Here is an 18,491-nt window from a genome sequence, read left to right as displayed (position 1 = left end):
TCCGGGGTTTGGGCCGGTTGTCGCGCGGGGCGACGCCCGATGCAAGTCACCCGTTGGGGTCAATTTTCGCCAAAGGCGTTTTCGATCACGTCGATGCGCCCGCTGTCATCGACCAGCGCCACATCAAATCGCATTTCGGTCAGTGAACCTGAAGACAGGGTGCCGCAATATTCCAGCGCCGCGCCGCAGATGCGATCCATCTGGCGGCGATCCAGACGCAGCGCAGCCAGTTCGTGGGTGCGCGATTTCTTGACCTCGACAAAGATCACGCAGTCGCCCTGCTGCACGATCAGGTCGATTTCACCCGCGCGCCCGCGCCAGCGACGCGCCAGAATTTCGGCGCCCGCAGCCTGATATCGGGTGGCTACGTTGTCTTCGGCCATGGCCCCGGACAGGCAGGCCAGTGCCCCGCGCCGCGACCGCGTGACCGTCGGGCCAGCACCCCGAAATTCGCGCACATGAACCGTCATTCCTCGTTCCTTTCGATCGACAGCGCGATCTGATAGACATCGCGCCGCGGCATATTCAGTTCTTCGGCCACCTCGCGGGCGGCGTCCTTGACCGACATCCGGTCCAGACGCGCCAGCAGGGCGGCCTGTATGTCATCATCGCCCGCGATCACCGGGGCAGGCCGGTCCAGCACCAGCACGATTTCCCCGCGCAACCCTTCGTCGGGGATCATTTGCACCAGTTCCGTGACGGTGCCATGCATCACCTGTTCGAATTTCTTGGTCAGTTCCCTGCAAATCACCATAACCCGATCCGGTTCAGATTCGCACAAAATTCCCAATGTTTCCTTAACGCGCCTCGGGCTTTCGAACAGGATGATGGTGGCATCCACGCTGGCCCATCTGGCCAGCCAGTCGCGGCGGGCGCCTTTGGCGGTGGGGGGGAAGCCCGCGAACAGAAAACGATCTGATGGCAGTGCCGATACGGTCAGCGCCGCCAGTGCCGCCGAGGCGCCGGGGACGGCGTGGACGCGGTGTCCTGCCCCGGTGGCATCGCGGCCAAGGCGATAGCCCGGATCGGCCACCAGCGGCGTTCCCGCGTCCGAAGTGTAGGCGACCGAGCGCCCTTCGGCCAGCGCAGACAGGATCGCCGGGCGTTGCCGGTCGGCGTTGTGGTCGTGATAGGCGACAATCCGCCGTCCGCGCAGCGGCACGCCGTGGATGTCCATCAGATGGCGCAGCACCCGTGTATCTTCGGCCGCCAGAAGATCGGCGCTGTTCAGCACATCCAGCGCCCGCAGGGTCATGTCGCGGGCGGCGCCGATGGGGGTCGCGACCAGATACAGCCCCGGTTCCAGCCGGGGTGCTTCGATTCGTGCGGCCAACGGCGTGGCGGCGGGGGAAAGATCGTCGCTCATGGCGGGTGTCCTGTCTTTGAGGCGCGTTGCCTTGGCGGGGGTATCGCAATAAGTTGCATCGGGTAACACCCAATTCCAAGTCACCGACATACAGGGAAAACAGCGCGATGACAGCCATTGCCCCCCACCGCGCCGCGTCACGCCTGCGCGGGATCGTTCTGCGCGGTGCCGCCGTGCTTTCTGCCTTTGTCCTTGCCGCCTGCGAACCGGGTGCCGGGGCGTTGACCGGCCCGTCCACCGGGCAGATGATCGACCCGCGCCAGCCGGTGCCGGTGGCGTTGCTGGTGCCGGGTGGGTCGGCCAATGCCGATCTGAACTGGCTGTCGCGCAGCCTGACCAACTCGGCCCGGATGGCGGTCAATGATGCGCAGGGGGCCACCATCGACCTGCGCATCTATGAAACCAACGGCGATAATCCCGCCACCGCCGTCGCCCGCGCGAACGAGGCCGCAGATGCGGGGGCCAAGATCATCATTGGCCCACTGTTTGCCGAATCCGCCAATGCGGTCGGCAATGCCATGCAGGGCCGCGATGTGAATGTGCTCAGCTTTTCCAACAATGCCGATATCGCAGGTGGCAACGTCTTTGTTCTGGGCAATACCTTCGCCAATGTGGCCGACCGGCTGGTCGGCTATGGCGTGCGCCAGAACAAGCGCCGGGTGCTGATGGTCGCGGAAAATGACGTGGCCGGGCGTGTCGGTGCCCATGCCATCGAACGCGCCGTGGCCCGCAACGGTGCCACGCTGGCCGGGCGGGTGACACATCCGGTCTCGCAGCAGGGGATCGATGGCGTCACGCCGCAGATCGCGCAGGCCGTGCAGTCGGGCCGGGTGGATGCGGTGTTCATGACGGCGAACAACCAGGCCGTGCTGCCCTATCTGACCGAAAAGCTGGTCGCCGCCGGTGTGACCGGGCAGGTGACGCAGTTCATGGGCCTGACCCGCTGGGATGAACCCGCCTCGCGTCTACAGCTGCCCACGCTGGAAAACGGCTGGTTCGCGATCCCCGACACCTCGCTGTCGGGGCAGTTCAACAACCGCTACCGTGCCGCGTATGGCGAACCCTCCCATGCCTTGGGCAGTCTGGCCTATGACGGCGTTTCGGCGGTTGCGGCACTGGTCCGGGCCGGTCGCCGCGATGCGCTGACCACGCGCGGCCTGACCAGCAGCGCCGGGTTCAACGGTGTCAACGGCGTGTTCCGGCTGCTGCCCGATGGCAGCAACCAGCGTGCGCTGGCGGTGGCCACGATCCGGGGCGGGCAGGTGGTGATCCTTGAACCGGCACCGCGCGGCTTTGGACGCTCGGGTTCCTGATCTTGTCTGAGCCGCTGCAACGGAATGACCTTGTGCAAAGCGCGCCGGCCCTGCCCGGCGCGCATTCTCTGTTCTCGCCCGAGGTTTTGCTGCCCCGGCTGGATGCGCATCTGGCCGGTATTTCCGCCGCGCGCGAGATCAGGGCCGCGACGGTTGAATTCCTGACCCGGATGCGCGCCGATGCGATGGCCGACATCACCGCCGGGTTCGACACCCATCCCCGCGCGGCGCGTGAAACCGTGCGCGCCATTGCCAGCATGACCGACGGGATCGTGACGGCGGTGCATCACGTTGCCACGCAGCATCTGCACCCGCAGGTCAACCCCTCGGATGCCGAGCGGCTGGCGGTGCTGGCTGTCGGCGGCTATGGTCGGGCCGAGATGGCGCCGGCCTCGGACATCGACCTGTTGTTGCTGACCCCCTACAAAGTGACCGGCTGGGTCGAAAGCGTGGTGGAATCCATGCTTTACATGTTGTGGGACATGAAGCTGAAGGTCGGACATTCGATCCGCACCGTGGATGATTGCCTGCGGCTGGGGCAGGCCGATATGACCATTCGCACCGCCCTGCTGGAACACCGGCTGGTGACGGGTTTCGCCCCCCTGGCCGAAGATCTGCGCGACCGGCTGTGGTCAGAGCTGTTCGCCAATTCGGTCCCCGAATTTGTCGAGGCCAAGCTGACCGAGCGGACCGAACGCCATCGCCGTCAGGGCGGCCAGCGTTACGTGCTGGAACCCAATGTCAAAGAGGGCAAGGGCGGGCTGCGCGACCTGCAAACGCTGTATTGGATCGCCAAATACATCCACCGTGTTGATCGCGCCGTGGAACTGGTGGATCTTGGTTTTTTCACCCGCGACGAACACAGCGCCTTTTGGCAGGCCGAGGATTTTCTGTGGGCTGTGCGCTGTCATCTGCATCTGATCGCCGGGCGGGCCGTCGATGTGCTGTCGTTCGACATGCAGGTCGAGGTGGCGCGGCGCATGGGCTATCACGATGCGGGTGGGCGGCGTGGTGTTGAACATTTTATGCAGGATTACTTTCGCCATGCCACCAAGGTGGGCGAACTGACCCGCGTGTTCCTGACCGCGCTGGAGGCAAGCCACGTCCGCAAGGCCCCCTTCCTTGGCCGCCTGTTCCGTCGCCGCCGCAAGCTGCACGACGGGTTCCGCGATGATATGGGACGGCTGACCATCGCCGACGAGGGCAACTTTTTTGCCGATCCGGTCAACATCCTGCGCCTGTTTCAAGAGGCATTGCGCACCGGCCTGCTGATCCACCCCGACGCGATGCGCGCCGTTGCCGCCCGGCTGGACCTGATCGACGATCAGGTGCGCAACGACCCCGAGGCGGCGCATATCTTTATCGACCTGCTGCTGAAACACGGCAACCCGGAACGCGCCCTGCGGCGGATGAACGAGCTGGGCGTTCTGGCCGCCTTTATTCCCGAATTCGAGCCGGTCGTGGCGATGATGCAGTTCAACATGTATCATCACTTCACCGTCGATGAGCATTTGATCCAATGCGTTGCCGCGCTGGCCGAGATCGAGCGGGGCGAACATCCTGACGATCTGCCGCTGTCGTCGGAAATCATGCAGGCCGACGTGAACCGTCGCGTTCTGTATCTGGCGGTGCTGCTGCATGACATCGGCAAGGGCCGCCCCGAGGATCACTCGATCATCGGGGCCCGCATCGCCCGGCGCATCGTCACCCGTCTGGGTCTGAGCGCCGAAGAGGTCGAGACGGTCGAATGGCTGGTGCGCAACCATTTGCTGATGTCGGATGTGGCGCAAAAACGCGATATTTCCGACCCGCGCACATTGCGCGATTTCGCCAAGGTGGTGAAAACCCGGCGGCGGCTGGATCTGCTGCTGGTGCTGACGGTCTGCGACATTCGCGGTGTTGGTCCCGGCACGTGGAACAACTGGAAGGCCGATCTGCTGCGCCGTCTGCATCAGCAGACCGTCATCGTGCTGGAAAGCGGGCTTGAGGAACTGAACCGCGACAAGCGCCAGACCGAGGCCAAGCGCGCCCTGCGCCACCTGCTGATCGCCAAAGGCTGGGAACCCAAGGTGATCCGCGCCGAACTGGCGCGGCATTACGACAGCTATTGGCCGGGTTTGCCGACCGAAACCCAGGCGGTGTTTGCCGGGCTGTTGCAAGGGATCGGCAGCGACGAGATCCGCATCGACCTGCATCCCGACCATGATCGCGACGCTACCCGCGCGGCCTTTGTGCTGGCCGATCATCCGGGCATCTTTTCGCGCTTGTGCGGCGCCTTGTCGCTGATGGGGGCCAATATCGTCGATGCGCGCACCTATACCACCAAAGACGGCTTTGCGACCGCCGTGTTCTGGGTGCAGGACACCGAGGGCCGCCCCTTTGCCGAAGAACGCCTGCCGCGTCTGCGCCAGACCATCGACCGCACGCTGAAAGGTGAAATCGTCGCCCGCGACGTGTTCGCCAGCCGAGACAAGGTGAAAAAGCGCGAACGAGAGTTCCGTTTTCCGACCCATATCACCTTTGATAACGAAGGCAGCGACATTTATACTATCATCGAGGTGGATACCCGCGACCGGCCCGGCCTGCTGTTCGATCTGACGCGCGCGCTGGCGGCGAACCATATTCAGATCGTCAGTGCGGTGATTGCCACCTTTGGCGCGCAGGTTGTGGACAGTTTCTATGTCAAGGACATGTTCGGGTTGAAACTGCACAGCGCCCCCAAGCGCGAGATGCTGGAACGCAAGTTGCGTCAGGCCATTACCGACGGCGCAAAGCGGGCCGAACAGTGACCCACCCTTTCGGAGCATAAGATGAGCAAGGGCCTGATCCGCGGTTTCCTGTCGGTGGGACTCTGGACCTTCGTGTCGCGGGTTTCGGGTTTCGTGCGCGATATTCTGATGGCGGCATGGCTGGGCACCGGCCCGGTGGCGCAGGCGTTTCTGGTGGCCTTTTCGCTGCCCAACATGTTCCGCCGCTTTTTTGCCGAAGGGGCGTTCAACACCGCCTTTGTGCCGCTGTTCGCCAAAAAGCTGGAATCGAGTGAAGACCCGCAGACATTCGCCCGCGACGCGTTTTCAGGGCTGTTCTTTGTCGTCGCGGTGATTTCGGCTGTCGCGATGATCCTGATGCCGCTGCTGGTCATGGCGATGGCGGCGGGGTTTTGGGGCAGCGAACGGTTTGATCTGGCTGTGGAATATGGCCGGATCACCTTTCCCTATATCCTGCTGATCTCGCTGGCCTCGATGATTTCGGGTGTGCTGAACGCGCATGGCCGGTTTACGGCGGCTGCGGCGGCGCCGGTGATGTTGAACCTGCTGTTCATCGCCGGAATGTTGCTGGGTCACTGGCAGGGCTGGGATATGGGGCTGACGCTGGCATGGGCCACGCCGCTGACCGGGTTGGCGCAGCTTGGCCTTGTGTGGTGGGCGGCGCGGCGCATCGGCTGGCGCTTTGTGCCGCGCAGGCCCCGGCTGACGCCTGATATGCGCCGCCTGATCGCCGTGGCCCTGCCCGCCGCCTTTGCGGGCGGGGTGGTGCAGATAAACCTGCTGGTCGGGCGTCAGGTGGGCAGCCTGTTTGACGGTGCGATCGCCTGGCTGGCCTATTCCGATCGGCTGTATCAACTGCCGCTGGGCGTCGTCGGCGCGGCGGTGGCGGTGGTGCTGTTGCCGGAACTGGCGCGGCGGCTGCGGGCGGGCGATGATGCGGGCGGTCAGCATGCCTATTCCCGCGCGACGGAATTCGGGCTGTTCCTGACGCTGCCCGCCGCCTTTGCCATCGCAGTGATCGCCGAACCCATGGTCCGCACCCTGTTCGAGCGTGGCGAGTTCACCGCCCATGACACCACCCAGACCGCACGGGCGCTGGTCGTCTATGCGCTGGGTTTGCCGGCCTTTGTGCTGCAAAAGATCCTGCAACCGCTGTATTTCGCGCGCGAGGATACGCGCACGCCGTTCCGTTTCGCGCTGATGTCGATGTTGGTGAATGCGGTCGCCGCATTTGGGCTGATCCCGCTGTTCGGCTTTCTGGCCGCCGCTCTGGGCACCACGATTGCCGCCTGGGTGATGGTGGCGCAGCTGTGGTGGGGAACGCGCGCCATGGGGCAGGCGGCGCAATATGATGCGCGGCTGTCGCGCACCGTGCCACGGATCGTGCTGGCCTCGGCCTTGATGGCGGCGGCGCTGTGGGTCATGCGCGGCTGGCTGGATGCGCAGGGCGTGGGGCGCATTCCCGGCCTTGCGGTGCTGGTGTTTGGGGGGGCGGCGATCTATTTCACGCTGGCCTTCGTCACCGGCGCCTATCGGCTGACCGATCTGCGCATGGCGGTGCGGCGGCGGCGCTGATTATCGCTGCCGGATCAGTGCCATGGCGCGGGCCAGCCCGCCGTGGATCAGCAGAAATGACAGCCCGAACCCGACAAAGAACCCGGTGATGTCGGCGATCCAAGCCGTCCCCGCGCCAAACATCACACCAAAGACAAGCTGGAACAGCAGCAGCATCCCGATCAGGGTAAAGGCGCGCAGCCGGTTGCCGCCCGTTTCAGCCAGTCGCGTCCAGATCAGAAAGGTGAACGCGCCCACCAGCCCGTAAACGGCGGGATAACCGCCGATCAGCGGCTCGACCCGGCCGCGCCATGCCATGGAAAAGCCGGTATAGATCAGCGCCGCCACCGCGCCCGAGCCAAAGAACAGCGCGATCAGCGCCGCAGGCCGGAACTGCGCCGCGATCATATTGCCAAGCGCCAGCGTGAACACGATCACGAACATCGCATGAACCGGCGAGACATGCACAAAGGGATAGCTGAACAGCCGGTAGACATTGCCGTCCACCGCCCCCACCGCCCACATGCGCTGAAACAGTTCGGGGATAAAGGCGGTTTGCTGGATGGCGCTGTTGCGCATCCCGATGCCGCCCGATCCGCCCAGCAGTCCGGCCCCGGCCAGCCCGAACACCAGTTCCGCCGCGATCATGGGCAGCACCAGTGCCCAGACCACCAGCGGCAACGGGTTGATGGGTGATTCATTTATTTCGTGACGCATCCTGCCGTCCTTTGGTTGCGCAGCCTTTGTGCAGCGGATAAGCCAGCGGCACGGTAATTCCAAGGCAGGCTGACATGAGCGCGACCCATACCCCCCGTATCTTTTCCGGCATCCAGCCCTCGGGCGGGTTGACGCTTGGCAACTATCTGGGCGCGCTGAAACGGTTCGCCGAATATCAGGGCGGCGCGGCGGAAACGATCTATTGCGTCGTCGACCTGCACGCCATCACCGTCTGGCAAGACCCCGAGGCACTGCGCGCGCAGACGCGCGAGGCGGCGGCGGCGTTCATGGCGGCGGGTGTCGATCCGGTGCAATCGGTGCTGTTCAATCAAAGCCAGGTGCCAGCCCATGCCGAAATGGCGTGGCTTTTCAACACCGTGGCGCGGGTCGGCTGGATGTATCGGATGACCCAGTTCAAGGACAAGGCGGGCAAGAACAGCGAGAATGCCTCGCTGGGGTTGCTGGCCTATCCGGCGTTGATGGCGGCCGATATTCTGACCTATCACGCCACCGCCGTGCCGGTGGGCGAGGATCAGAAACAGCATCTGGAGCTGACCCGCGACATCGCCGCCAAGTTCAACCATGATTACGGCGTCGATTTCTTTCCGATGACGAACCCCTTGATCGAGGGCGTGGCCACCCGCGTCATGTCGCTGCGCGACGGGTCGAAAAAGATGTCGAAATCAGACCCTTCGGACGCCAGCCGCATCAACCTGACCGATGATGCCGACACCATCGCGCAGAAAATCCGCAAGGCCCGCACCGATGCCGATCCGCTGCCTGGCAGCATGGAAGGGCTGCAAGACCGGCCCGAGGCGCGCAATCTGGTCAATATCTATGCGGCGCTGTCGGGTGAGACCGGCGATCAGGTGCTGGCGCGGTTCGAGGGGCAGGGCTTTGGCGCTTTTAAACCCGCGCTGGCCGAAGTGGCGGTTTCGGTGCTGTCGCCGATCACGGCGAAGATGACCGAGCTGAAATCCGACCCCGCCGAGATCGACCGCATTCTGGGCGACGGCGCCGAGCGGGCCGAGGCCATCGCCCGGCCCATCGTCGAGCGCACGAAAGAGATCATGGGGATGATCCGCTCGCGCCGGTAAAGCCGTTGCGCAACGCCGCCGGGCGTTGCGCGCCGTGATTTTGCAACGCCATGCCTGATGCAGCCAGTAATTGCAGGGGTTTTGGCTGCACCACCCGTGCACAGGTTGTGCACAACCTGTACACAGGCTGTGCACAGAACATGCCGCACGCGGGATGTTCGCGCGGGATAACGGTGGCTGCGATCCGGCCATGTGCCCCCAAAAATGCGGATTTGGGCGAACAGCAAGCGAGGGCTGTGGTCCGGGAGCAGCGGGTTTCCTTGCCCCGGCGCGCGGGGATGGCTATCTGTCGGGCAGGCAAGCGGAGGCGGTGATGAACGGGCGGCGTGTGCTTTTGATCGTGGGCGGCGGGATTGCCGCGGCCAAGGCTCCGGCGCTGATCCGGTTGCTGCGCAAGGCGGGTGTGGCCGTCAGCCCGGTTCTGACGCGGGCGGGGGCGGAATTCATCACGCCGATGACCCTTTCGGTGCTGGCGGGCGAGGCATGTCAGACCGATCTGTTCGACGCCAGCCGCGAGGCCGAGATCGGCCATATCCAGTTGTCGCGCAATGCCGATCTGGTGGTGGTCGCCCCGGCCACCGCCGATCTGATGGCCAAGATGGCCACGGGGGCGGCGGATGATCTGGCCTCGACCCTGCTGCTGGCCACCGACAAGCCGGTGCTGATCGCGCCTGCGATGAATGTGCGGATGTGGCACCACCCGGCGACGCAGCGCAATCTGGCGATGCTGCGCCGTGACGGTGTGCTGATGGCTGGTCCTGACGATGGCGAGATGGCCTGTGGCGAGTTCGGCACCGGCCGCATGGCCGAGCCAGAGGCCATTATGGGCGCGATCCGCGATCATCTGGGCGATGGCCCGCTGAAACTGTTGCCCGAAGCCAAGGTCGCGGCGGGACCTTTGGCCGGGCGGCATGTCATCGTCACCTCTGGCCCCACGCATGAGCCGATTGACCCGGTGCGCTATATCGCCAATCGGTCCAGCGGGGCGCAGGGGACGGCGATTGCGATGGCGCTGCGCGATCTGGGGGCGAAGGTCAGCTTTGTCACCGGCCCCGCCGATGTGCCGCCGCCGGATGGGGTTGAGGTGATCCGAGTGGAAACGGCGATGCAGATGCGCGAGGCGGTCGAGACGGCGCTGCCCGCCGATGCGGCAGTGATGGCGGCGGCAGTGGCCGATTGGCGCGTAGCCAATGCCAGCGGGCAAAAGATCAAGAAGGACGGCTCGGGCCAGTTGCCGGTGCTGGAATTTACCGAAAACCCTGACATTCTGGCCTGGGTCAGTCAATTGGGGGCCGGGCGGCCGCGTCTGGTGGTGGGCTTTGCCGCCGAAACGCATGACGTGATCGCCCATGCCACCGCCAAGCGGGCGCGCAAGGGCTGTGACTGGATCGTGGCCAATGATGTCAGCCCGGCCACCGGTATCATGGGCGGGACGGAAAACAGCGTGACGCTGATTACCGCCGACGAGGCCGAGGAATGGCCGCGCATGGGCAAGGATGCGGTCGCGCGCATTCTGGCCAGCCGCATCGCCGAGGCGCTGGCATGAGGGCCTATCTGGATTGGAACGCCACCACCCCGCTGCGGGACGAGGCGCGGGCGGCGATGATCGCGGCGATGGATGTGGCGGGGAACCCGTCCTCGGTCCATGCCGAGGGGCGGGCGGCCAAGATGGCGCTGGAAGGCGCGCGGGAACGGCTGGCCGCAGCACTTGGGGCCGAGGGGGCGGATGTGGTCTTTACATCCGGCACGACCGAGGCGGCGGCGATGGCCTTGGCCGGGCGCGGCATTGCCTGTGCGCCGGTGGAGCATTCGGCGGTCAAGGTCTGGTGCGATCAACGGCTGACAGTGGATCGCGACGGCCGTGTGACGGTGGATGATCCGGCGCAATCGACGCTGCAACTGGCCAGCAATGAAACCGGGGTGATTCAGGATCTGCCGGACGGGCTGTGGGCCAGCGATCTGACGCAGGCGTTTGGCAAGATTCCGATGGCCTTTAACTGGCTGGGCGTCACCTGCGGCTTTGTCAGTGCGCATAAGCTGGGCGGGCCAAGGGGGGTTGGCGCGCTGATCCTGAAGAAAGGCACCGACCTGCCGGCGATTCTGCGCGGCGGTGGGCAGGAACAGGGGCGGCGTGCAGGCACCGAAAACCTGATCGGCATCATGGGATTCGCCGCCGCCGCCGAGGCCGCGCAGCGCGATCTGGCCGCCGGTGTCTGGGATCAGGTCGCCGCCCTGCGCGATGCGCTGGAATCGCGGCTGACGGCGGTCGCGCCTGAACTGATCGTGGCCGGAAAGGGCAGTCCGCGCTTGCCGAACACGTCCTGCCTTCTTACATCAGGCTGGAAGGGCGAAACGCAGGTCATGCAGATGGATCTTGCGGGTTTTGCCGTGTCGGCGGGGTCGGCCTGTTCATCGGGCAAGGTTCGCGCCAGCGGCAGCTTGCAGGCGATGGGGTTTGACGATCAGACCGCCTCATCGGCGATCCGCGTTTCGATAAGTCCGGCTTTGGCGGCGGATCAGGTGAACCGATTTGCCGATGCCTGGGAAAAAGCGTATTCACGCTGGCGCGACAGGAATGGCCGGGGGTAACAGCCCGCCGAAAGGAAACGATACGATGGCTGATACCGATCTGGATGTGCGCGAGGGCGTTGACCGTGAAACGGTCGAAACCGTTGCCAATATGGGCAGCTATAAATACGGCTGGGATACCGAGATCGAGATGGAATATGCCCCCAAGGGCATTAACGAAGACATCGTCCGGCTGATCTCGGAAAAGAATGGCGAACCGGAATGGATGCTGGACTGGCGTCTGGCCGCGTTCCGCCGCTGGGTCACGATGGTGGAACCGAAATGGGCGATGCTGAACTATCCTGAAATCGACTATCAGGATCAGTATTATTATGCCCGTCCCAAGTCGATGGAAGTCAAGCCGAAATCGCTGGACGAGGTGGACCCCAAACTGCTGGCCACCTATGAAAAGCTGGGCATCCCGCTGAAGGAACAGATGATCCTGGCGGGCGTCGAGGGGGCCGAGGGCGCGCCCGCCGAAGGGCGCAAGGTCGCCGTCGATGCGGTGTTCGATTCGGTCAGCGTTGGCACGACTTTCAAGGATGAACTGGCCAAGGCCGGGGTGATCTTTTGTTCCATCTCCGAGGCGATCCGCGAGCATCCCGAACTGGTGCAGAAATATCTGGGTTCGGTGGTGCCGCAGTCGGACAATTTCTTTGCCACGCTGAACAGCGCCGTGTTCAGTGACGGGTCGTTCGTTTACGTCCCGCCCGGCGTGCGCTGCCCGATGGAACTGTCCACCTATTTCCGCATCAACGCCGAAAACACCGGGCAGTTTGAACGCACGCTGATTATCTGCGATCGCGGCGCCTATGTGTCCTATCTGGAAGGCTGCACCGCGCCGAAACGCGACACCAATCAGCTGCACGCCGCAGTGGTGGAAATCGTCATCCTTGAGGATGCCGAGGTAAAATATTCCACCGTCCAGAACTGGTTCCCCGGCGACGAGGATGGCAAGGGCGGCGTCTATAACTTTGTCACCAAACGCGCCGATTGCCGCGAGGCGCGGGCCAAGGTGATGTGGACTCAGGTCGAAACCGGCAGCGCGATCACGTGGAAATACCCGTCCTGCATCCTGCGCGGTGACGACAGCAGCGGCGAGTTCTATTCCATCGCCATCGCCAACAATCACCAGCAGGCCGATACCGGCACCAAGATGATCCATCTGGGCAAGAACACCCGGTCGCGGATCGTGTCCAAGGGGATTTCGGCGGGCTTTGCGCAGAACACCTATCGCGGGCTGGTGACCATGCACCCGCGCGCCAAGAACAGCCGTAACTATACCCAATGCGACAGCCTGCTGATCGGCGACAAATGCGGCGCGCATACCGTGCCTTATATCGAGGTCAAGAACACCTCCAGCCGCGTCGAACACGAGGCGACGACAAGCAAGGTCGATGACGACCAACTGTTCTATTGCCGCCAGCGCGGCATGGACGAGGAAGAGGCCGTGGCCTTGGTCGTCAACGGCTTCTGCCGCGAGGTTTTGCAGGCCCTGCCGATGGAATTTGCGATGGAGGCCCAGTCTTTAGTGGCCATCTCGCTGGAAGGATCGGTGGGATGATGCGCAGTATCTTCTTTGCTGGCATTTTGCTTCCGGGAGCAGGCCTCGCGTTGGAGCCGCAAACCGACCTTTCCAAACAGGCTGGATGGCTCTCCCTGAACACTACTCGCTGTGAGGTAGTATCTCTCCTTGGCGATCCAGGCTGGATTTACAAGCAAGGCGAAGACAGCGAACTAGCAGATGATCCCATTGAGGAATGGATATGGCGAAACACGCCGTGCGCACCGGTTCGCGTACAAATTAGTACGAACACTGATTTGGTAACGGGATGGGACGAAGGGCGCGTCTTTTGTGGGATCGATCAGGAGACAGAAGAACGCTTCCTACCTGATGATCAATTCCTACTTTCTGAAACACGCACGACTAGCTGCTGATGTGAGATGACAAACATGCTGAAAATCAACAACCTGCACGTCAAGCTGGAAGACGAGGACAAGCAGATCCTGAAAGGTCTGACGCTTGAGGTGCCCGCTGGTGAGGTCCATGCGATCATGGGGCCGAACGGCTCGGGCAAGTCCACGTTGTCCTATGTGCTGTCGGGCCGCGATGGTTATGAAGTGACCGAAGGCAGCGCCACGATGGACGGCACCGACCTGCTGGAGATGGACCCCGAAGAGCGCGCCGCCGCCGGGCTGTTTCTGGCGTTTCAATATCCGGTCGAAATTCCCGGCGTCGGCAATATGACCTTTCTGCGCACGGCTGTGAACGCGCAGCGCAAGGCGCGGGGGCAGGATGAATTGTCGGCGGGCGAGTTTCTGAAAATCGTGCGGGCCAAGGCCAAGGATTTGCAGATCGACGCGGATATGCTGAAACGCCCGGTCAATGTCGGCTTTTCCGGCGGCGAGAAAAAACGCAACGAAATCTTGCAGATGGCCATGCTGGAACCGCGCATGTGCATCATGGATGAAACGGATTCCGGGCTTGATGTCGATGCGATGCGGCTGGTGTCTGATGGCGTGAACGCGCTGCGTTCGCCCGATCGCGCGTTTCTGGTCATCACCCATTATCAGCGCCTGCTGGATCACATCAAACCCGATGTCGTGCATATCATGGCCGATGGCCGGATCATCAAGACCGGCGGTCCCGAACTGGCGCTTGAGGTGGAGCAGAACGGTTACGCCGACCTGCTGGCGGAGGCGCAGTAATGGCCGGGGTGTCCGTCAAAACGGCCGAGGTTGCGCCCGCCGTGCAGGGGCAGGGCGGGGCGGCATCGGGCGACCGGCTGGCCGGGCTGGTGCCGGCGGCGGGCCGTCTGGCCGCGGCTGCGCGGGCCGATGCGCTGACCCGGCTGCGCGCCATGGGTCTGCCGAAACCACGCGATGAATACTGGCGCTATACCGATCCGGCGCGGTTCAATTCGGCGGTGCCTGCGCCGCTGGCGACGAACGCTGACGGCGCGGATGCACCGCTGTTTTCTGATCTGGACCGGCTGCGGCTGGTCTTTGTCGATGGCGTCTTTGATGCGGCGGCATCGGATGCGCCGGAACTGGACGGGGTGCAGATCGATCTGCTGTCAGCCGTGGCGGATGATGCCGGTCACTGGGCGGCGGGGCTGTTCGGCACGCTGGAACAGGCCGGGCAGGTGCCGGTGGCGCGGCCCTTTGCGGCGCTGAACACGGCCTGCGCGACCGAAGGCGTGCTGATCCGCGTCACTGGTCGCCCCGCCCGCCCGATCCACATTCTGCACCGCCGCCGCGATCCCGGCGCCGATGTGATGTGGCACCATGTCGTGCGGGTCGAACCGGGGGCCGAGCTGACCCTGCTGGAAACCGGCGAGACCGGGGCGCGCAGCAATGGCGTGATCGAGGCCGATCTGGCCGAAACCGGGCGGCTGCATCTGATTTCCTCTAAACGAGCGGCGCAGCACAAGCTGGGCATCAGCCATCTGTTCGCCCGCGTCGCCCGTGAAGCCGTGTTCAAAAGCTTTGCCTTGTCGGTCAATGGCGATCTGATGCGGCAGGAAGGCGTGATCGACATTCAGGGCGATGATGCGGTGGCCCATATCGCCGGCGCGGCCCTTGGCGATGGGGCGACGGGGAATTTTCACCACGACGACACCGTGTTCATCACCCATGCCGCCGAACGTTGCGAAAGCCGTCAGGTATTCAAGAAGGTGCTGAAGAACGGCGCGCGCGGCGTGTTTCAGGGCAAGATTCTGGTGCGCCCCGGCGCGCAAAAGACCGATGGCTATCAGATCAGCCAAGCCCTGCTGCTGGACGAGGACAGTCAGTTTCTGGCCAAGCCGGAACTGGAAATCTATGCCGATGACGTGAAATGCAGCCATGGGTCCACCACCGGCGCGCTGGATGAGGATGCGATGTTCTATCTCCGCTCGCGCGGGGTGCCGCGTGACCGGGCCATTGTGTTTCTGGTGCTGTCTTTCCTTGCCGATGCGCTGGACGAGATCGAGGACGACACCCTGCGCGGCCAGATCAGCGACCGGCTGGAGGCGTGGCTGACGCAGCACGCCGCCACCCGGTGACAGCCAGCACATCCCCGGCACCGCGCGGCATCGTGCCGCGTGTGGTGCAAAGCTGGTGGGCGCCGCGCCGTGTGGTGCGGGGCCTTGCCGATATGCCCGACCGCACCCTGCTGGGCGTGCTGATGGTGGCGCTGCTGTTTTTTCTGATCGCGCAGGCGCCCGCACGGGCGCGCGATGCGTTTCTGGACCCGTCGGTTTCGTTCGAGGCGCGGATGGGCGGGGCCTTGATGGGGGTCATGTTCATCATGCCGCTGTTGGCCTATGGGCTGGCGGCGCTGGTGGCGCTGCTGTCGCGGATGACCCGTTGTCCCGTTGATGGCCGCCATTCGCGGCTGGCCTTGTTCTGGGCGCTGCTGGCGGTTGTGCCTGCCATGCTGCTGGCCGGGCTGGTGCAGGGGTTCGTCGGCCCCGGCCCGGCGCTGAGCATCGCCCATGCCGTTGCGGGCATCGGTTTTCTGGTGATCTGGGGGGCTGGTCTTTCCGCCCTTGGTGGACGTGTGGACAATGAGATTTGACGATCTTCAGGCGCTGGCGCTGCTGACCTTTCGTAACCCGGCGCGCGCGGTGCAGGCGCTGCGGTCGCTGAACCTGCCGATGCCTGCGCGCTGGATGGCGCTGGCGCTGGTGGTCAGTCTGTCGGCGCTGCTGACCTGGGGCGCCTCGATGCTGTTTCCGGTGTCGGTCGATACCGGCATGAACGACGCGGTGGCGCAGCCGCTGATGGTGGCCGGGGTGCAATTCGCGGTGCTGAGTCTGGCCGCGTTTCTGATGGCGGCGGTCGGCCGGTCGTTCGGCGGCACCGGCACATTCCCTGATGCGCTGCTGCTGATGACCTGGATCGAGTTCATCCTGCTGGTGGTCCAGACCGCGCAGGTCGTGCTGATGTTGCTGTTCCCGATCATCGCCTCGCTGATGTGGCTGGTGGCGGCGGGGATATTTGTCTGGCTGATGGTGCAGTTCACCAAGGCGCTGCACGGATTCGACAGTGCAGCCAAGGTGGCGCTTGGCATGATTATGACGTTTCTGGCGGCGGGCATGGTGATGGCCGTCGTTCTGTCCTCGCTTGGTCTTCTTCCGGTTCCCGCATGAGCTATGACATCGAACGTATCCGCGCCGATTTCCCGATCCTGTCGCGGCAGGTGAACGGGCGGCCTCTGGTGTATCTGGACAACGGCGCCAGCGCGCAAAAGCCGAGGGTGGTGATCGATGCCATCACCCGCGCTTATGAGGGCGAATACGCCAACGTCCATCGCGGGCTGCATTTTCTGTCGAACCTTGCGACCGAAAATTACGAACGGGTGCGCGGCATCATCGCGCGTTTTCTGAACGCCGCGCATGAGGATGAGATCATCATGACCTCGGGCGCGACCGAGGGGATCAATCTGGTGTCCTATGCCTGGGCCGCGCCGCGGTTGCAGGCGGGGGACGAGATCGTCCTGTCGGTGCTGGAACATCACGCCAATATCGTGCCCTGGCATTTCCTGCGCGAACGTCAGGGGGGGGTGCTGAAATGGGTCGAGCCTGAACCCGATGGCAGCCTGCCGCCCGAAAAGGTGCTGGCGGCGGTCGGCCCCAAGACCCGGCTGATCGCGGTCACGCATATGTCGAATGTCACCGGAACCGTGGTCGATGTGGCGGCGATCGCACGCGGCACGGATGTGCCGGTGCTGGCCGACGGCAGTCAGGCGGCGGTGCATATGCCGGTGGATGTGGCCGCGCTTGGCGTCGATTTCTATGCGATCACCGGGCACAAGCTGTATGGGCCTTCGGGGTCCGGCGCGATGTGGATCAGCCGCGACCGTCAGGCCGAGATGCGGCCCTTTCTGGGGGGCGGCGACATGATTCGCACCGTGACGCGCGAGGCGGTGGATTATGCCGATCCGCCGCTGCGATTCGAGGCGGGGACACCGGGTATCGTCAATCAGATCGGTCTGGGGGCGGCACTGGACTATCTGATGGGCATCGGGATGGATCGGATCGCCGCGCATGAACGCGATCTGCGCGATTACGCCCGCAACCGGCTGCGGTCGCTGAACTGGCTGACGGTTCAGGGCGATGCCCCCGACAAGGGTGCGATCTTTTCCATGACCATGCAGGGTGCCCATGCGCATGACCTGTCCACGATTCTGGACAAGCGCGGCATTGCCGTGCGCGCCGGCAGCCATTGCGCCATGCCGCTGATGGAGTTCTATGGCGTCACCGCATCGGCCCGCGCCTCTTTTGCGATGTATAACACCCGGTCCGAGGTAGACGCGCTGATCGACGGCCTGACCTTTTGCCGCGAACTCTTTGCCTGAGGACGGTTTCACCATTGCGAAATCGTCCTGCGGCTGCTATCTGGACGGCCACGCACCCGTAGCTCAGCTGGATAGAGCGTTGCCCTCCGAAGGCAAAGGCCACACGTTCGAATCGTGTCGGGTGCGCCAAATTCCCTTTTTGCCAATTTGTGTCGTGACCTGTTTCGGGCGCAGGGGTTGTGACCCGTTTGACGGGATAACTGCGGCATGACGAGGCCGAATTGTCCCGGCGGTCGATTCGAACGCCTAACAGTGAGTTGGATCGAGAATCGCAGCTACCTTTTTCGTAGGCTCAGCGCAGATTCGGCCCGATTCTAAGGATGGCTGGCTTTGCAGTGCTATTCCCCGCTGGCGGCGTCACAAAAAAATCGTTATTTAATATATGGTTGCACGAAAATTTCAGGGCTTTGGGGAATTTCCTCTTGCCGGGGCGGTTCGCCGGGCCTAGATACCCCTCCACCGAGACGGCGGCAACGCAGTCAAGGTTCGGAACCGGAAGTCAGGCAAGCCTGAGACTGCGGGAACGGTGCTCTGAAGGACCTGCCAAGTTAAAAAACGCGGCGCAGCAAAAAAGTTGAGATTAGTTCTTGACGAAACGTTGCAAGGGTCTTAGGTAGGGCTTCCGCTTCGATGAGAGATCGTCGGGCAAACAATCAGGAGGGATGCGGCTGTTTTCGCCAAGAAGTTGGCGAGACGGTTAGGTTTTTCCGCTGCTTTTTGACATTGATGTTTTTATTGAAGGGATATGCGGGCGGTTTTGCCGAT

At 63.6% G+C, this 18,491-nt stretch carries 16 protein-coding genes and 1 tRNA gene; 14 read left to right on the top strand and 3 right to left on the bottom strand.

Annotation, left to right across the window (positions count from 1 at the left end; all coding sequences use genetic code 11):
- Positions 1-59: 59 nt before the first annotated feature.
- Both Q4G22_RS08965 and rsmI read right to left on the bottom strand, forming a co-directional pair.
- Complete coding sequence (locus Q4G22_RS08965) at positions 60-470, bottom strand: YraN family protein (protein ID WP_303385565.1); 411 nt, start codon at positions 468-470, stop codon at positions 60-62.
- Entirely contained in the window at positions 467-1,366 is a 900-nt protein-coding gene (gene rsmI, locus Q4G22_RS08960; protein ID WP_303385564.1) for a 16S rRNA (cytidine(1402)-2'-O)-methyltransferase, read from the bottom strand. The genes Q4G22_RS08965 and rsmI overlap by 4 nt, the downstream gene beginning before the upstream one ends.
- A gap of 107 nt (positions 1,367-1,473) precedes the next feature.
- Between rsmI and Q4G22_RS08955 the strand changes: the two genes are divergently transcribed.
- Genes Q4G22_RS08955 through murJ form a run of 3 tightly spaced genes read left to right on the top strand, consistent with a single transcriptional unit; the run spans position 1,474 to position 7,022 of the window.
- Positions 1,474-2,679 (top strand): penicillin-binding protein activator, encoded by a 1,206-nt coding sequence (locus tag Q4G22_RS08955; RefSeq protein ID WP_303385563.1) that lies wholly within the window; start codon positions 1,474-1,476, stop codon positions 2,677-2,679.
- A 32-nt stretch (positions 2,680-2,711) separates the two neighbouring features.
- Positions 2,712-5,468 carry a [protein-PII] uridylyltransferase gene (locus tag Q4G22_RS08950; protein WP_303385562.1) on the top strand — a complete coding sequence of 919 codons (2,757 nt, stop codon included), beginning with the start codon at positions 2,712-2,714 and terminating at the stop codon, positions 5,466-5,468.
- Between the two features lie 21 nt (positions 5,469-5,489).
- Positions 5,490-7,022 (top strand): murein biosynthesis integral membrane protein MurJ, encoded by a 1,533-nt coding sequence (gene murJ, locus Q4G22_RS08945; RefSeq protein WP_303385561.1) that lies wholly within the window; start codon positions 5,490-5,492, stop codon positions 7,020-7,022.
- On the opposite strand, the gene Q4G22_RS08940 is transcribed toward murJ, so the two are convergent.
- Complete coding sequence (locus Q4G22_RS08940) at positions 7,023-7,718, bottom strand: rhomboid family intramembrane serine protease (protein WP_303385560.1); 696 nt, start codon at positions 7,716-7,718, stop codon at positions 7,023-7,025. It lies immediately after the preceding gene.
- Between the two features lie 74 nt (positions 7,719-7,792).
- Here Q4G22_RS08940 and trpS point away from each other — a divergent pair, with 74 nt between their 5' ends.
- From trpS to Q4G22_RS08885, 11 genes are all read left to right on the top strand, one after another.
- The gene (trpS, locus tag Q4G22_RS08935) at positions 7,793-8,815 is read left to right on the top strand and encodes a tryptophan--tRNA ligase (RefSeq protein WP_303385559.1); all 1,023 of its coding nucleotides are present in this window, start codon (positions 7,793-7,795) and stop codon (positions 8,813-8,815) included.
- A 310-nt stretch (positions 8,816-9,125) separates the two neighbouring features.
- A complete protein-coding gene (gene coaBC / locus Q4G22_RS08930; protein ID WP_303385558.1) occupies positions 9,126-10,361 on the top strand; it encodes a bifunctional phosphopantothenoylcysteine decarboxylase/phosphopantothenate--cysteine ligase CoaBC in 1,236 nt (411 codons plus the stop codon).
- Positions 10,358-11,404, top strand: coding sequence for a cysteine desulfurase family protein (locus Q4G22_RS08925; RefSeq protein WP_303385557.1), 1,047 nt, complete (start codon positions 10,358-10,360; stop codon positions 11,402-11,404). The genes coaBC and Q4G22_RS08925 overlap by 4 nt, the downstream gene beginning before the upstream one ends.
- 25 nt (positions 11,405-11,429) lie before the next feature.
- Positions 11,430-12,947, top strand: coding sequence for a Fe-S cluster assembly protein SufB (sufB, locus tag Q4G22_RS08920; RefSeq protein WP_303385556.1), 1,518 nt, complete (start codon positions 11,430-11,432; stop codon positions 12,945-12,947).
- Positions 12,944-13,321, top strand: coding sequence for a hypothetical protein (locus tag Q4G22_RS08915; RefSeq protein ID WP_303385555.1), 378 nt, complete (start codon positions 12,944-12,946; stop codon positions 13,319-13,321). The genes sufB and Q4G22_RS08915 overlap by 4 nt, the downstream gene beginning before the upstream one ends.
- Before the next feature lie 15 nt (positions 13,322-13,336).
- On the top strand, positions 13,337-14,092 hold the full coding sequence (sufC, locus tag Q4G22_RS08910; protein ID WP_303385646.1) for a Fe-S cluster assembly ATPase SufC: 756 nt from the start codon (positions 13,337-13,339) through the stop codon (positions 14,090-14,092).
- Positions 14,092-15,429, top strand: coding sequence for a SufD family Fe-S cluster assembly protein (locus Q4G22_RS08905; protein WP_303385554.1), 1,338 nt, complete (start codon positions 14,092-14,094; stop codon positions 15,427-15,429). Before sufC ends, Q4G22_RS08905 begins: the two co-directional genes overlap by 1 nt.
- Positions 15,399-15,944 carry a hypothetical protein gene (locus tag Q4G22_RS08900; protein ID WP_303385553.1) on the top strand — a complete coding sequence of 182 codons (546 nt, stop codon included), beginning with the start codon at positions 15,399-15,401 and terminating at the stop codon, positions 15,942-15,944. Before Q4G22_RS08905 ends, Q4G22_RS08900 begins: the two co-directional genes overlap by 31 nt.
- Entirely contained in the window at positions 15,934-16,518 is a 585-nt protein-coding gene (locus Q4G22_RS08895) for a Yip1 family protein (RefSeq protein WP_303385552.1), read from the top strand. The genes Q4G22_RS08900 and Q4G22_RS08895 overlap by 11 nt, the downstream gene beginning before the upstream one ends.
- Positions 16,515-17,726: an aminotransferase class V-fold PLP-dependent enzyme gene (locus tag Q4G22_RS08890; protein ID WP_303385551.1), complete on the top strand. Its 1,212-nt coding sequence runs from the start codon at positions 16,515-16,517 to the stop codon at positions 17,724-17,726. Before Q4G22_RS08895 ends, Q4G22_RS08890 begins: the two co-directional genes overlap by 4 nt.
- A gap of 52 nt (positions 17,727-17,778) precedes the next feature.
- A tRNA-Arg gene (locus tag Q4G22_RS08885) sits at positions 17,779-17,855 on the top strand.
- Positions 17,856-18,491: the final 636 nt, after the last annotated feature.

It is taken from the genome of Paracoccus sp. (in: a-proteobacteria) (assembly GCF_030538655.1).
In the GTDB taxonomy this organism is placed as follows: Bacteria; Pseudomonadota; Alphaproteobacteria; order Rhodobacterales; family Rhodobacteraceae; genus Paracoccus.
The sequence above is the reverse complement of the archived record's forward strand: the minus strand, read 5'-3'. Positions and strand labels throughout refer to the sequence as shown.